10 protein-coding genes are annotated in these 15,758 nt (G+C 57.1%); 7 read left to right on the top strand and 3 right to left on the bottom strand.

Annotated elements, in window-relative coordinates:
* Positions 1-341: 341 nt before the first annotated feature.
* The gene (locus tag ACZ5CE_RS07800) at positions 342-2,423 is read right to left on the bottom strand and encodes a PAS domain-containing hybrid sensor histidine kinase/response regulator (protein WP_464574321.1); all 2,082 of its coding nucleotides are present in this window, start codon (positions 2,421-2,423) and stop codon (positions 342-344) included.
* 287 nt (positions 2,424-2,710) lie between these two features.
* On the opposite strand from ACZ5CE_RS07800, the gene ACZ5CE_RS07795 reads away from it, so the two are divergent.
* From ACZ5CE_RS07795 to ACZ5CE_RS07780, 4 genes are all read left to right on the top strand, one after another.
* Entirely contained in the window at positions 2,711-5,209 is a 2,499-nt protein-coding gene (locus tag ACZ5CE_RS07795; protein WP_464574320.1) for a PAS domain-containing hybrid sensor histidine kinase/response regulator, read from the top strand.
* A gap of 219 nt (positions 5,210-5,428) precedes the next feature.
* Complete coding sequence (locus ACZ5CE_RS07790) at positions 5,429-6,544, top strand: Dyp-type peroxidase (protein WP_464574319.1); 1,116 nt, start codon at positions 5,429-5,431, stop codon at positions 6,542-6,544.
* Positions 6,537-7,337, top strand: a complete 801-nt coding sequence (locus tag ACZ5CE_RS07785; RefSeq protein ID WP_464574318.1) for a family 1 encapsulin nanocompartment shell protein — start codon at positions 6,537-6,539, stop codon at positions 7,335-7,337. Before ACZ5CE_RS07790 ends, ACZ5CE_RS07785 begins: the two co-directional genes overlap by 8 nt.
* Before the next feature lie 66 nt (positions 7,338-7,403).
* Positions 7,404-7,616: a hypervirulence associated TUDOR domain-containing protein gene (locus ACZ5CE_RS07780; protein ID WP_464574317.1), complete on the top strand. Its 213-nt coding sequence runs from the start codon at positions 7,404-7,406 to the stop codon at positions 7,614-7,616.
* A gap of 308 nt (positions 7,617-7,924) precedes the next feature.
* On the opposite strand, the gene ACZ5CE_RS07775 is transcribed toward ACZ5CE_RS07780, so the two are convergent.
* Positions 7,925-9,322, bottom strand: coding sequence for a hypothetical protein (locus ACZ5CE_RS07775; RefSeq protein WP_464574316.1), 1,398 nt, complete (start codon positions 9,320-9,322; stop codon positions 7,925-7,927).
* A 690-nt stretch (positions 9,323-10,012) separates the two neighbouring features.
* Between ACZ5CE_RS07775 and ACZ5CE_RS07770 the strand changes: the two genes are divergently transcribed.
* The 3 genes from ACZ5CE_RS07770 to ACZ5CE_RS07760 all read left to right on the top strand — a co-directional run bounded on the left by ACZ5CE_RS07770 (position 10,013) and on the right by ACZ5CE_RS07760 (position 13,746).
* Positions 10,013-12,433, top strand: coding sequence for a hybrid sensor histidine kinase/response regulator (locus tag ACZ5CE_RS07770; RefSeq protein WP_464574315.1), 2,421 nt, complete (start codon positions 10,013-10,015; stop codon positions 12,431-12,433).
* 144 nt (positions 12,434-12,577) lie between these two features.
* The gene (locus ACZ5CE_RS07765) at positions 12,578-12,988 is read left to right on the top strand and encodes a hemerythrin domain-containing protein (protein ID WP_464574314.1); all 411 of its coding nucleotides are present in this window, start codon (positions 12,578-12,580) and stop codon (positions 12,986-12,988) included.
* Positions 12,989-13,128: 140 nt separating this feature from the next.
* Positions 13,129-13,746 carry a hypothetical protein gene (locus ACZ5CE_RS07760; RefSeq protein ID WP_464574313.1) on the top strand — a complete coding sequence of 206 codons (618 nt, stop codon included), beginning with the start codon at positions 13,129-13,131 and terminating at the stop codon, positions 13,744-13,746.
* Between the two features lie 220 nt (positions 13,747-13,966).
* On the opposite strand, the gene ACZ5CE_RS07755 is transcribed toward ACZ5CE_RS07760, so the two are convergent.
* Complete coding sequence (locus ACZ5CE_RS07755) at positions 13,967-15,595, bottom strand: hypothetical protein (protein ID WP_464574312.1); 1,629 nt, start codon at positions 15,593-15,595, stop codon at positions 13,967-13,969.
* Between the last annotated feature and the right edge of the window lie 163 nt (positions 15,596-15,758).

Here is a 15,758-nt window from a genome sequence, read left to right as displayed (position 1 = left end):
GGCGTACGGAAAGGTCGCGGGACTTCAGCGTGCCCCATGCTGGCAGAGGCTGGCAAGGACTGGCCCCGGTGGGAGACTGCCTCATTCCTGAAGGATTTTGCAGGTTTTTCCGGTTTCCTGAAAGAATGGCGAAGCGATTAAGGTTGAATAGCTGAAAAGAGAGCAGGGATCGCCAGTGCGGTTTTGCAGCGAGGATTATTCAGTTTTTTGATGGGCTGTGCTTCACTCCACCTATCCTGCAGGCTGCAGTTGCTGCCTGCTCCTCCAGCTTTGGCCGATAGTTATTGAGCCAGCGCTTCCTCGAGCGCCGCTGGTTCTGTAACCCGGCAATTCCAGATTCCCTAATGCATCCACTGCGTAAATGCGGCCACGGTTGCAACCAGCTCATGAGGTTCGACCGGCTTGGAGAGATGCATCTGGTATCCTGCCATCATTGCCCTGGTCCGGTCCTCGGAGCTTGCAAAAGCGGTAAGGGCAATTGCAGGTATTTTGCCACCGGCGCTTGCAGGAAGCTGCCGTATCTCGCGAATAAGCTGATATCCGTCCTTGCCCGGCATGCCGATGTCGCTGATCATCACATCCGGGCTGCGGGTCTTCAGTATCTCCAATCCTTCCGCGGCGTTTGCAGCGGCAACGACCTCCGCTTCGCAACCTGCCAGCACCTCCCGGATAAGTTCACGGGAATCCTTCTCGTCATCGATGACAAGAATCCGGACTCCCTGGAGCGTGAAATTCACCCCGCCGGCATGCAGCAACGCGCGTGCCTCCTCGCGCGGGTGGTTAACGGGTGCAAGGGGAAAGCTCACGATGAAGGATGCGCCATTTCCTTCTCCCGGGCTTTCCGCGCGGACTGCGCCTCCATGCAATCCCACGAGCTGCTGGACGATGGCGAGCCCCAGGCCGAGCCCGCCGTGCTGCCGGGTAAGCGAAGAATCCGCCTGGCAAAAACGATCAAAAACATGCGGGAGGAACTCGGGCTGAATGCCGACCCCCGAGTCTTTTATGTTGACCTCGATCCGGGAGCCCGCCTGCATGACGGCAATCTCGATATTCCCACCCCTGGGAGTAAATTTGATGGCGTTGGAGAGGAGATTCCAGATAACCTGCTGGAGCCGATCCTGGTCGCCGGACACGAATCCTGCCGCTGGATCGATTTTCTTTTTCAACCTGACTCCCTTGGTCTGCGCGGATGGAGTAACCGATTCGACCGCCGCTTCGGCTATGGCCGAGAGATCCACTCGCTGCATATCGAGATGAATCTTCCCCGAAATGATGCTGCTCATTTCGAGAAGATCCTCGATCAGCTTATTCTGGACGCGCGCATTTCTTTCGATGGTCGCCAGGCCGCGCTGAATATTTTCCTGGCTCATGATTCCCTGCTGGATGAGCTGCGACCAGCCCAGAATCGCGTTGAGCGGCGTCCTCAGCTCATGCGACAGCGTGGCGAGAAATTCGTCCTTGAGCTGGCTCGCCCGCTCCGCTTCAGCACGCGCGATACGCTCGTTCTCGAGAAGCTGCTTTTTTTCCTCGTCGGTTCGCTTGAGCCCATCGATATCCGTGCTTGAACCCACCCACATCGAGATATTTTCATGGATATCGTATTTGGCATGGGCGCAGGTAAGATGCCACTTATACTCCCCATCCGCTCTTTTAACCCGATGCTCGATAAGGAAAGGCTTGCCGGTGGCAAGACAATGCCGCCATTGCCGGATATTTTCTTCCACGTCATCCGGATGGATGAGCCTGGTCCATTCCCAGCCCAATAATTTGTCGACGGTTTCCCCGGTAAAATCCAGCCATTGCCGGTTTATGTAGTCCAATTCGCCGTCGGGCCGGCACATGAATATTTTCAGGGGCATCGAGTCCGCCATGAACCGCAGGCGCTCCCCGCTTTCGCGTACCGCTTCCTCGGCGCGCCTGCGCGCTGTGATATCACGGAAGGTCCAGACGCGGCCGATATTCTGGCTTTCTATATACTGGATCTTCGAAAACCGCTCGATCACCCTGCCATCGGTCAGCTCCAGCACGTCGTAGGTATCAGGGGGCCAGGATGCGTAAATTTTCTCGGTCCTGTCAAAAAAAGCCTGCGGGTCTTTCATCGATCTGCCGCAGAATTGCAGCAACTGGCGATGCTCGCTGAAGTAGGATAGATCGCGCCTGATTTGCCACATCGTCAGATAAAGCTCGTTGAACCGCAGTACGGTGCCTTCCTCGTCGGTGACCAGGATACCCTCAGCCGTCGCTTCTATGGTGGCGCGCAATATCGAAAGAGAGTGGTCGAGTTGCCTTGTCTTATCCTCCAGATCTCTCTTCGCCTGCCTGAGCTCATGTTCCGCGCGCTGTCGTGCCAGCAGAATTGCGCTGGAGGTCTGCAACGCGACAGAGCGCAATAAAGCTTCTTCGTTATCTTCCAATCTCGCCATGCTCATTTCCAACCGGTGTTTTCCATAATGGCAGCAAACCTGAATTAACTGAAAAGGGTTTTACCTTGCCGCGTAAAGATGGACGGTTCGGTAGCGCACAGATAGCGTCCGCTACGGCTGACATTCAAAAAAATGACCGGATCACGGCAAAAACGCCCGGGTAGGCAGATGATCCCCCGGAATCCAGCATTGCTGGCGCATTATGCTATGTTGAATATAACGGGCCATGCCACATCGAATGGCATGATGACAATCCAATCACCGCGCGTCCTGAGGTAATCATTCCTATGGCGAACCGCATATCGCTGACTCAAGGGGAGACAAGCAAACCTCTCTGGTTGAACCAGAGCGGCATGGGCGCGCTCATTCGCGACCATGACTGGAATGACTCGGATCTGGGTCCCATCTCGGCATGGCCGCTTACCCTGCAAACCGGCGTCCGCATCATGCTGTCGCTCCCCACGCCGTCCATGCTGCTGTGGGGACCCAACCTGATACAAATCCATAACGACGCCTGCCGTGACCTGATATCCATGAAACAACCCGGGAGCCTGGGGAGGCCGGCAAGCCAGAACTGGTCCGGGATTTGGGATTTCCTGCAGCCGGCTTGCGAAGGGGTGATGCAGCGTGGCGAATCGTTCATATTCGACGACAAGCGGCTGATCATCGAGCGCAGCGGAAAGCTGGAGGAGGCGTTTTTCAGGCTGACGTGCAGCGCCGTGCCAGGCGAAGCAGGAACAGGTAATGCGGATCGCGAGGAAACGGGCAGCGAGCGGATGGGCACCGGGGAAAAGGGCTCTGCGGGAGGCGTGCTGGTAACGATGACTGAAATGACTGGACCGACGCGGGCGCCCGTCCTGGCGGCAGAAGGAGAGAGTCTCGAGCAGGCGCTGCGGGAGCGCGAGGAACTTTTTCGCCGAGCGCTCGAAATTGAAACGATAGGCATTGTTTTCTTTGACGCGGAGGGAAGGATTACCTCGTCCAATGAAGCCTTTCGCGAAATGAGCGGTTTCGTACGCGAAAAGGGAAGGGAGAAGCCGCATGGTGGGAGTGAAGCGGCGCCAGGGAACTGGCTGGAGGACTGGAAGGAGTGGATATCCGCCTTGCCGCAAACCATTTTCGAAATCCAGCCTGGCCAATGCGCGCTTCCCCAGGAGAAGGAGTTTGCGCGCAAGGACGGTTCCCGCTGGTGGGCGCTGATTCTGTCGAAAAGACTGAACGAGCGCGAAGGCGTGCAGTATGTGATCGACATAACCGGGCGCAAACGCGCGGAGCAGGCCCTGCGCGAAAGCGAAGCGCGCTTTCGCGCCATGGCCGAGGCTTCGCCCGCCCTTGCGTGGCGCGTCGACGCAGGAGGAAACGCCGTCTATCTCAACCAGCGATTCAGGGAATTGATCGGCATGACGCTTGAAGAACTGATGCCTGTCGGATGGCGTTCCATCATTCATCCGGATGATGCGAAGAGGTATCTTGCGGCATTCGAGGAAGCATTGCGCAAGCACAGCCGTTTTCAGCAGCGGGTGCGCATCCGCGTTGCAAATGGCGAGTGGTGCTGGCTCATATCCTACGCGCTGCCCTGGTTCGCCGCGAACGACGAGTATGCCGGGCATGCGGGGGTGTCGATCAATATCACGGATGCCGTTACCGCGGAATCCGCTTTACTGGAAGCCGATCGCCGCAAGGATGAATTCCTGGCGACGCTGGCGCACGAGCTGCGAAATCCGCTCGGCCCCATCAGCAATGGGTTGTCGCTCATTGCCAGGCCAGGGGGCGCCGCATTGCTGCCGCGGCTGCTTCCGGTGATAATCCGGCAGGTGCGCTATATCGAGCGCCTGGTGGACGATCTGCTGGAGGTGTCGCGCATTACCAGCGGAAAGATCGAATTGCGCCAGGGCCCCATGCGCCTCGCCACGGCATTGCGCGATGCGCTCGAGGCGAGTATGCCGCTGGTGAAGGAAAAAGAGCATGAACTGACCGTCTTCATCCCCGATCGGCCACTGGTGGTCTATGCCGATCCCGTGCGTCTTGCGCAGATATTCAGCAATCTGCTCAATAATGCCGCCAGGTACACTAAAAAAGGGGGCCATATCTGGCTTACAGCGCGCCAGGAAGGCGATGAAGCTGTCATATCGGTGCGCGACAACGGTATGGGGATTCTGCCGGGGATGCTGCCCCGCATATTCGACATGTTCGCCCAGGAACGCCGCAATGGCATGGGACACCAGGAGGGCCTGGGCATTGGGCTGAGCCTGGTGCATCGCCTGATCCAGATGCACAGCGGCATGATCGAGGCCCGAAGCGAGGGCAGGGACGCGGGGAGCGAATTCATCGTGCGCCTGCCGCTCTGCGAGACAGCCGAAGCAGTGGAAAGTCCCGGACCGGGAAAAAATTCTCCGCCGCCGCTTGGCTTGCGCGTATTGGTGGTGGACGACAATCGGGATGCGGCGGAAGTGCTGGCCATGCTGCTCGAATCCATCGGAGTGAATGCCCAGGCGGTGAATGGCGGGCCGGCGGCGCTTGCAGCGATACCCAATTACCAGCCGAACGTCATCCTCATGGATATCGGGATGCCGGGCATGGATGGCCATGAGGTGGCGCGGCGGATTCGCAGCCAGCCCCAGTTCAACGGCATCAAGCTGATAGCGCTAACAGGCTGGGGACAGGAAAAAGACCGACGCGACTCGAGCAAGGCCGGGTTCGATCATCATCTCACCAAACCGGTGGATTTCGGGGTACTGAAGGACCTGATCGCGGGCATGCAGAATACCAGCCTGGCTCCATCCTGACGGGCGTGGCAACTGCAGACTGCAGACTGCAGGATGGATAGAGTGAAACGCAATCCATCAAAAAACATCTATCGAGCTCCAGGAAAATGATGGGTTACGCTTTGCTCCACCCATCCTACCCAAGCTAAAGCTGACCGGCTAAAGCCGGTGGTGTTCAGCGTTTCCTTAAATCTTGGAGTGGAAAATCAAACCAGTCGGAGGCTAATCCTGCCGCAGCGTATGTTCACATCGGGAGTTCTGTTCTACAATGGCCAAAACTCGCGCGACCTCAATATCGCCAGACCCATGCCGAAGAACATTCCCCAACCGCAAGCCATTATCAGTCCAGTCACGCCGAGCGCGATCTTCATTGTCGCAACGCTCGCTGCGGGCGGCAATCATGCGGATAGAGTTCGCGCCTTTTGCGGAAATATCGCCGCTCTTGTCCGAGCCGTTGGCAGGCGTGTGCCTTCCGGCAATCTCTCATGCGTTTGCGGCTTCAGTTCCGGGGGATGGGATAAGCTGTTTGGTGAGCCACGTCCCGTGTCCCTGCATCCTTTCCGCGAATTCAGGGCGGATGATCGCCATGCCATGGCGACGCCGGGCGATCTCCTTCTGCACATCCGCGCCGACCGCATGGACCTGTGCTTTGAGCTTGCCATGCAGGCGCTGGGACAACTGGGCGATGCGGTCTCCGTGGCCGACGAAGTGCATGGTTTCCGCTACTTCGATTTGCGCAGCATGGTGGGGTTCGTCGACGGTACCGAAAATCCCACTGGCCAGGAGGCTGTGGACTTCACCATCATCGGCGATGAGGATGCGGCTTTCGCGGGCGGCAGCTACGTACTGGTGCAGAAATACCTGCATGACATGGCGGGCTGGAACTCGCTGTCCGTCGAAGCCCAGGAATGCGTGATGGGGCGCACGAAGCTCTCCGACATCGAACTCGACGAAGGAATCAAGCCGTCATCGTCGCATAGTTCATTAACGACGATCGCCGAGAACGGAAAAGAAGTCAAGATTCTGCGTGACAACATGCCATTTGGCCGTCCTGGCGCGGGTGAATTCGGGACTTACTTCATTGGTTATGCCCGCTCTCCCGCGCCTATCGAGCAGATGCTCGAAAACATGTTCGTCGGACGGCCGCCGGGTAATTACGACCGGTTGCTCGACCACAGCCGTGCGGTCACGGGCGGTCTCTTCTTCGTCCCATCCGCCGATCTGCTCGAAGCGCTCGCGGAGCGCAATCCGGAGTCGTCCGGCGCCAGCCGGGCTGATTCGGTGCCATCTGTCCAGGCGCACCATGATGGCTCACTCCACATCGGCTCTCTCAAAGGAAATTCTCAATATGAATAATCTGCATCGCGAGCTTGCCCCCATCTCCAGTGCCGCCTGGTCGCAAATCGAAGAGGAGGTGGCGCGCACCTTCAAGCGCTCCATTGCAGGCCGGCGCGTGGTCGACGTCAAGATGCCCGGCGGTGTCGAACTGGCGGGAGTGGGAAGCGGCCACAAATATGCCATCGCTGCGCCTCAGCCGGATGTCGATGCGAAGCTGCGCGAAGTCAAAGCTCTGGTTGAGCTGACCGTGCCTTTCGAGCTACAGCGGGATGCGATCGACGATGTCGAGCGCGGCGCGAATAATTCCGACTGGCAACCAGCGAAGGACGCGGCGAAGCAGATCGCTTATGCGGAAGATCGGGCGATTTTCGATGGCTACAAGGCTGCCGGGATCGTCGGCATCCGGGAGGCCTCGTCGAACGCGAAGCTTGCATTGCCGGATAGCGCCGGCGGCTATCCGGCCGCGATCAGCAAAGCGCTCGAACAATTGCGCCTCGCTGGCGTGAATGGTCCCTATTCCGTCCTGCTTGGCGCCGATGCCTATACGGCGCTCAGCGAGGGATGCGAGGAGGGGTACCCCATTATCGAGCACATCAGGCGTATCGTTGACGGCGAGGTCATCTGGGCGCCCGCGCTCAGCGGTGGCAGCGTGTTATCCACCCGGGGTGGAGACTACGAGTTGCATCTCGGCCAGGATCTGTCGATCGGATATGAAAGCCACACCGACAGGATTGTGCGTCTCTATTTGCGCGAGACATTGACATTCCTGATGCTCACCAGCGAGGCGTCGGTATCGGTGATGCCACAATGAGTGCTGAAAAAATTTCGAACCCCGCAACCAGCCGATTGCCCGCTGACCAGAACAGGGAAATGAAGGGTGGACAAGCACTTTAAAGTCGGTGATCACGTAAGCTGGAATTCCGAAGCCGGATATGTCAGCGGAAAAATCATCAAGGTTCATGTCCAGGATGTGAACTACAAAGGATACATTCACCATGCCAGCCAGGACGAGCCGCAATACGAAATCCGGAGCGACAAGACGGACCATGTCGCCATGCACAAGAGGTCGGTTTTAAGGAAGCTGGAATAGGATTCCTCGGACGCGAGGTCTGAGGTAGGCAATTCTCCGCCTTGCACGGGGCTCCATGCAGGCGAACGCCGCTACAGCGGAAAGTCTTTGTGGGTCAGAGTCTTAAACTGAAAATGAGCGATCAAATACCGGATCTGGATTATGCCAGTTGAACTCCCAGCAAGCCCAGACCCGCGAGCACGATGAGAAGATATACGCTCCAAAACAGGAATCTTTCATTCATGAGGTTTCTCCCATGTCTAATATCAAGGGTGTCTTTATATTTGGACCGCGAGAGGTGCTGGTGATTGCAGCGCCCCGGCTCAGTTTCAGTACGTTTCGATATCCTTCCCCATGTTCCGCTTTGCCGGGATTCTCTCCCCGGACCACTGGCCTTTCGTCCCTCCCCAATTGGCTGGCTTGTTCTGGCGATAGGGGAGGGTGATTCTGGAAATCATGCCTATCGCAACGCCTTTATCCATGCAGGCTTTCAGCAGCGCCTCTTCCTGAAAACCGCCTCCACCCGAATAGGGTTGACCTGGAATTCCCGAAAACGGAAATTCCGGACCGGTTGCGGTCAGCTGTAACGTGCCTTGAAAGCATTTTCGCACCTGCTTGTGCAAGGTCGATGCGGGTCCTTGCCGGAATGCGATGCGTCCGCTCGTGCCATTTCCAGAAGCAGACCAGGCCAGCACCTGGGTATCGGCATCATAGCGGGGATTTCGCACGCTGCAGCCGTCCAGGGCTACCTGTCCATCGGAAAGAATGACCAGCTCCGGCCCATTCGCATGATGCCCGCCGATCTCCTCGATCATGGTCTGGCCGTAGACGCCTACCCAGCCGCAAAGCGAAGTGGGAGCCGACAGCTCCCCCTGGTATGACAGGACAGGACTATCGTCCGCCACCTGTATGGTTCCGGAAAATCCGCCAGGCTGATTCATATTTGTACAGGCAGGCCCGTTTCCAAACGCCAGGCAGCCCGCTGTCGCGTTATAGTCCAGTCCCCAGCTCAGCATGTGCCCAACCGAACTGTAGTTGAAATTCCTGATGGGGGTTCCATCAAGAAGGACAAGACTGCGATCCTGCACGATCAAGTCCGGCCCCCTGGTTTTGCTGGCCACCGAAGCTGTCCAGGTGGTATAAGCGCCTGACCAGTTATCGAGCGGCCACGTGGTAACCGGCCCGATCCGGCCGGTATACGGCAGCGGGGGTGCACTCGGTTCGCATTGATTTTGTATCAGGGAACCATTGAACACCTTACGGGAACCTGAACCGGACAGTTGAGCGGGCCCGTCGGCGGTTCGCATCTCGTCAAACCGCAAATTCCCCGCGGACTGGCTGTTGCCCTTGCCCCAGGTGAGATTCCTGTTTGAAAACTGGAAATCCGAAATGGGAACGTTGTCGAGCAAAATCGTTTCGTCATCGATTATCGCCAGCGGCGGCCCTCCTGGCGCTGCTTCACCCGGCTTTTCCAGAACTGTTTCCCCATATATGCCGGCCCAATACGACAGATGGGAATCCCGCAGATGCTCCAGCCCATGCAGTATATGAGTGGGGGTGGTGCGGTATCCGTGCACGGACAGCCATTCCATCAAGCTGGCCGGGCGCAGCTGTCCCCGTACTTTTTGCCCTATTTCATAATAGCCATGGGCAAGGGATGGGGAAGCCAGGACATCCAGTAAAAATCGCTGCGCATCGGCGAAAGATCGCTGAAGTTTGTTCGACATGGGGAAGTCCTATCGATACGCGTCACTGACGTGGGGTGTTCAACCGTTCCGGGAATTTCTGCATAAATTCTCCTTGTGCCGAGGAACCTGTTCAGGGGGATTCGCAAGGAGCTATTGAATAGGAGAAAATCCGGCTTGGCTAGCTGTAAGAAATTACAGGTACGGCCTACGATTCGAGTTCATTTATAAAAGTGAAAGATGCGGGGGCGCAAGCCGGGCACTGCGTTTGTGGCTGGACACCTGTGCTGCCGCTGAAAAAATTGGGGAAACACTGAGGAAACATAAGGAACACCGGCTTCCGTACCTGCGCCGCAAAAAAAAGTGGCTGGCTGGCCCGGGGGGCTTGGCTGGCTAAAACGCCACTGTCAAAGGAGAAAGCAGTGACGACGGATGGAGTTCTGGCAAACGGAAATGCTTCTGGCGCTGTTAAGGAAGCGAACCATTCCGTTTGAGGGTGGCTGAAATTTAATTAATATTAATTATAATAACTATAATAATAATGATTCGTATTATCTATTAATAAAAACAGGAAAGCAAGCGTTTTTATCCGACCTTTATAACCCGGCAAAAGGATTTTGTATGCGTGTTTTCGCACAGAGTTTCGTCCGCGCCGGGTGATATAAGGAATGCAAGCGGCAGGGAAACCCCGATGCGGCGGTTCAGAAGTTCCTGTAACCATCGGAGAGCATTGTGAGCGAGCACAATAGTGTTGATGCGCGGTATCCGCCGTTCGAGAAGCATCATGGGACGAAAGTGCTGGCGTCTCGGCTGTCGCGCGCCAGGGATTACGAGGGCGAGAACCGCGCGCTGGTTGCGCTCGCCGACGAACTCGGTAATCATCCCCGCAATCTTTTGCAAAAATTGGCGGAAATCACTCTCGAGCTATGCCGGGCGGATTCCGCTGGGGTCAGCATAATCGAGTCTGATGGAAAATCGTTTCGCTGGCATGCCTGCGCCGGGATATATGCCAGCAATCTGGACGTTCTGACGAACGGCGCATCCAGCCCATTCGGGGCGGTCGTGACACGGGACGAACCGGTATTGTTCGAAGACCCGGCCAGTCTGTTCCCGCTTTCTGCCGAGATCGAGCCGGCCATAGCCGAAGTGCTGCTAATCCCGTTTCACGACGGCAGAAAACCGGTGGGATTCGTCTGGGTCATCGCACATTCGAATGAACGCAAATTCGACAGCGAGGATTTACGCCAGATGACCAGCCTGTCCAGTTTTGCCTCGGCTGCCTATCATGCGAAGCGCACCCTCGACAAGAGCGTGAATCTGCGCGATCTTCTTGAGAAAAGGATGGATGAGCGCACCAAGGCGCTGTCGCATGTGAACAACATGCTGCGCCAGCATATCAGGGAGCGCGAGCACATCGAAGGTGCGCTTCTCACAGCCCGGAATCAGCTTGAAGCGGAGGTTTCGTCCCTTAACCGGCTGCATGAGCTTGGCACCCGGCTGTTTCATGCCACCGACCTGCAGGCTGCGCTGGAGGAGATACTTCGCGCGTCCGTTGCCCTGCTGGGAGCGGACATGGGGAACATCCAGCTCTATGATCCTGTCGACAAGGTGCTGAAAATTGCCGCTCAGCAAGGGTTCGATGCGGATTTTCTCGATCGTTTCCGTACCGTGGAGATGGAGAGCGATACCACCTGCGGGCGAGCGCTTCGCAGCGCGCAACGGGTGATCGTTGAAGATGTCGAAGCTGAGGCTAGCTATGCGGCGTACCTGAAAGCCGCCAACAGGGCGGGATATCGGGCGGTCCAGTCCACGCCTCTGTTGAGGCGGGATGGCAGACCGCTAGGCGTGCTCTCGACGCATTTCCGCGGGCCCTGGCAACCCGATGAGCACCAGTGCCGAGTTCTCGACCTGTATGCGCGACAGGCATCGGATTTTATCGAACGCCTGCGCATGGCGGAAGGAATGCAGGAGGCCGACAAGCGCAAGGACGAATTCATCGCCATGCTGTCCCATGAGCTGCGCAATCCTCTATCCGCCATAGAGAATTCCGCGGTGCTGCTGGAATTGCCTGAAATTGGCAGTGATAAGCGTCAGTGGGCCGCAAAAGTCGTTCAGCGCCAGTGCAGGACCATGAAAATTCTGCTCGATGATCTGCTGGATGCTTCACGCCTGTCGCTCGGCAGACTGACACTGCACAAGCAGAATGTCACGCTCGTGTCCGTCATTGAATCCGCTGTCGAAACCACCCAGCCTTTGATGGATTCAGCAGGCCATGCTTTATCGGTCGCGAAACCCCCGCCTGTGGTGACCATTTACGGGGATCCGGTAAGGCTCGCGCAGATCTTTTCCAATCTGCTGTCCAATGCGGCCAAGTATACCCATCCAGGAGGCAGGATTGCGCTGGATGTCAAAATGACCCCTGAAAACGTGGAAGTGACGGTTACGGATAACGGCATGGGTATTGAACCGCTATTTATCGAGCAGATATTCGGCATGTTTTCGCAAGTGGAAAGCAGGTATGGCAGAACTGCAAGCGGCCTGGGGATAGGGCTTGGCCTGGTACGCGCCATCACGGAGCTGCATGGCGGGTGGGTAAAGGCAGCCAGCGATGGACGAGGGCGAGGAAGCGTCTTTACCGTGAGCCTGCCCTTGGGGGACCCGGTGGAATTCACGGCGACGCAGGCTTCCGCCTCACAGGGGTCAGGAACGAAAACGGGTACGAAATCCTGCCGTATTCTGGTTGCGGATGACAACAAGCCGGCCGCCATCGCGATCTCAATGTTGCTCGAACGCGATGGCCATATTGTCCATGTCGTCCATGACGGTCTCGCGGCACGACAGGAAGCGGAGCAATTCCTGCCCGACATCATGTTGCTGGATATCGGCATGCCCCATCTCAGCGGCTATGAAGTAGCGCGCGCCATTCGGACGACCCCATGGGGCGCCGGCATTTACCTGATTGCAGCAACCGGCTGGGGCCAGGAAAAAGACAAGAAGCTCGCGGAGGAGGCGGGGTTTGACGTTCACCTGACCAAACCCATCAATTTCAAGCAGCTCAGAGAGCTGGTCGAAAACCATGCGAAAAAGAGCATCCCAGACCCCTTTTGCCATTCCCGCGAAAGCGGGAATCCAGGAGCCGAAAATTGGGAATGACGGAATGCAGGAACTGCCAGTTCGCCTCGCTTGTCACCTGGTGCGTGGTTTCCGTGTGGTTTCGAGCAAACGGCGCCTGGTGCCGGCCTGAACCTGGGAACATGTAAAATGGGCACACGTAAGATTTTTCCATAGGTGGCTTGCATGCCTCGGGTTGGCGCCTTGCTTTCGTTGTCACGCGAACATCATACTGCCCTGGTGCTGGCGCGGACCGCGCTAAGGGTCGCGGACACGGGCGAGGCCGATGCCATGCGCAACGCAACGCTTGAGATCGAAGCGCACTGGCACGCGGTCATGTCCTCCCATTTCGAACAGGAGGAGCAGTTGATACGGCTTGCGGGGGGCGCCCTGGATACCCAATCGGCGCAGCGGATCATGGCGGAGCATGCGCAACTGCGCATGCTTGCCGCGGGTCCCTGCGGCCTTGAGCCAGCCGATCGCCTGCGGCGCTTCGCAAACCTTATCAGGACCCACGTGCGTTACGAGGAACGCGTTCTTTTTCCACAGTTGCAGACGTTCGCCGATGCTGGCGGCGGCGATGAACGGGAAAGATAGGCTTGTCGCCATGGCGGAGCGGTATTGCCTCCATTCCTTGCGGGAGCACTTGGGAGAGAAAATGGCGGCAAGCTGAACCTTTGCTGGCGGTGATTGTCCGACAGGCGTCGATCGGTTCCCAACCCAACAAGGAGATTTGCGTGAATTTTCCTGACTTTTATGACCAGGCGCCGGTGGTGCGAACCATTGATCCCTTCGCCGCCATGCTGGGCGCGGCTGCTGACGGTGTGCTCGATTATCACTATGTGGATGCGGTGCGTCTGGCCGGACACTCCTGCCCGACTGTCGCTGGTGCTTTCCTGATGGGGCGCGCGGCGCTGGCCGCGCTGTATCCGGATCAACCGGCGGAGCGGGGAGCCATTTCCGTCCGTATGCCCGCCCCCGAAAGCGAAGGAACTACCGGGGTAGTGGCGCAAGTGCTGACGCTGCTTACTGGCGCAGCGGGCGATAACGGTTTTTACGGCATTCAGGGGCGCTTCAAGCGTAGAGGGCTGCTCAGCTTTGCGTCGCAACGCGAAGGCGAAGCCATTCACTTCACGCGTCGCGATAATGATGCATCAGTCTCGGTAAGCCTGGATGTTTCCCTCATAGCGGGCGATCCCGCCCAGGGCGCTCGCATGGCGGCCATATTGCAGGACAGGGCGGATGATCAGATACGCGCGGATTTTGCCGATGCATGGCAGGACCGGGTGCGCCGCCTGCTGCTGGAGTTCGCTGACGATCCGCGCGTGGTACGGGTGGTGCAAACCTCGCAGTAACTCGGGGCGTTGGCCGCCATGTCGCGCCAGCGGAGAATTGTCCAGCGCTTCCCTGGCTTGCGTAGGTGGATGGAGTAAAGCGTAACTCATCATTTTCCTGGCACTGGATGATATTTTTGATGGATTGCGTTTTACTCCACCCATCCTGCAGTCTATACCAGTCTGTACTCGTGGCAGAAAGTATCCCTTTCAGGCAGGTTTACCGTTAATCGTCGCGGCATCAGAAGCCCTCGTTGATTTTTTTCTCCCAGGCTGCCTGCTTTTTTTCCATGGTGCCGTGCTTGGTTTCCTTGTCGTATTGCGCCTGCTTCTTGTTCAGCAATTCCTTGTTGGCTCCATAACTTTTCTTCAGCTTCTTCAATTCGCCGGCAAGCAGCTTTTTCGCGTTTGCTGTGGCTGCCTTCTCACCACACCCTTCTGCTTCCACCGGGAAGGTGCCGATCAATTCCTTGAGGTCGTTCTCCGTTTTTTTTGCCATGGCGTCGGTCAGGTCGAAATGAGCCTGCTCATGCCCGAGAAGCGCATTACTGCCGGTTTCCAGAAAATCCGTCGCACAATCGTCCACGAGTTGCTTTCGGCAGTCCTCGCGCGATTTTATCGTGGTCGTCTCATCCGTGACCGTTATTTCCCAGATGGCCTGATCTTTTAATAATTTTTCAAACTCAGGGGCAAATTCGGTCTTGCATCCGGCTTTGCTGGTGGCGGTTGCCGTTTCGCCGTCTACGGAGACAGAGAATGTTCTTTCTTTCAGGGTCTCGGTCACGCAATGCGCCAGCACGATGGAGGTGCATTCTTTTGCCGTGGCCGCCGTAATTTCGATACCATCAAACTGGATGGAAAAACTGGCATCACCACCTTTCAAAGCCGATTTGCACTCGTCCTCGAGCGGCTTGCATTGTTTTTTGGCATTCTTCTTCATTTTTTTCTCATCCAGCTCTTTCTGGCAGCGGGTTTTTTCCTTGGAAACAGTCTTTTTGATTTTGGAAAATTGCTTGTCAAAGCCTTTTTCACATTTAGGCGACCACTCCTTTTCACATTTCACCCGTCGCGCGGGTTCGTCGGTCGTCCATGGCCTGCGCCAGGATTTCTCCTGATCCATGAGGGACTTGATTTCGAGTTGCGCCGGATCGATGGTGATGTCCACGGTGAACCGGGTCTGGTCCTTGCCTTTCGCCCTGCAGGGTTCGCCAGTATCCACGGGGGCCTTGCCGGGTATCAACGCTCCCAGATCCGGATCCTCAAAAAATGAATAGGTGACAGCGTCATATTTTGACGATTTGGGCGCCTTGCCCTTGAAATCCTCCCAGGTGAGCGCGCCATGAGGAATTTTGTCCCGCTGAATCATGGCTCCCGTTGAGGTGTCATAAAACCGGCTGATTACGCGGGTTTCCTGGGGCGGGAGTTTTTTTTCCTTCTTTTCCGCATGGCGCTGCAGGGGAGCTTCCACATTTGCAAGGTGGCTTCGCTGCAATGCCGCTTCCTTTTCCGATTCTTCTTCCGGCTGGCGTCGGAGTTGCTGCGCCAGGGGGATAACAGCCGTGCCAAGCGAACCGAGCCGGCTGGGCTGCAGCAGCTTGTCCCTGTTCTTGTCTTTTTTCGCTTCTTCCGGCGTTTGATTCCCCGGGATGCCTGCACGCTGGACGGAACCGGCCACGAAGGATGGGGAAGCATCGGGCATGCTCATCACCTGGCGGGCAACGCGGTCGGCTTCCTGTTCGTACTGGTCGTCGGCAGCCCCCACGGTAAGCTTGGGCTGGATGCGGTTTATCTCGATCCCGCGATCCATGATCCTGCCTTCGGGAGTGAGGCGCTTCGCCTGGATCAACTGTGCAACCCGCCGATTGCCCAAGGTACGCTGCAAATGAAAGATGAGGGAACCAGCAGACCGTACCTGAATCGGAGCGAGGCAGCGGGATGATGCCGGTTGTGGCACTTTTTTTTGCAAGGAAGGGATCGATGATAGGCGAGACATCTGCTTTTCCCCAGGTTCGGGTATTTTTTCTCTGATGGCT

This window comes from Nitrosospira sp. TNL200 (assembly GCF_055386305.1).
This window is presented reverse-complemented; position numbering and strand designations above follow the sequence as displayed.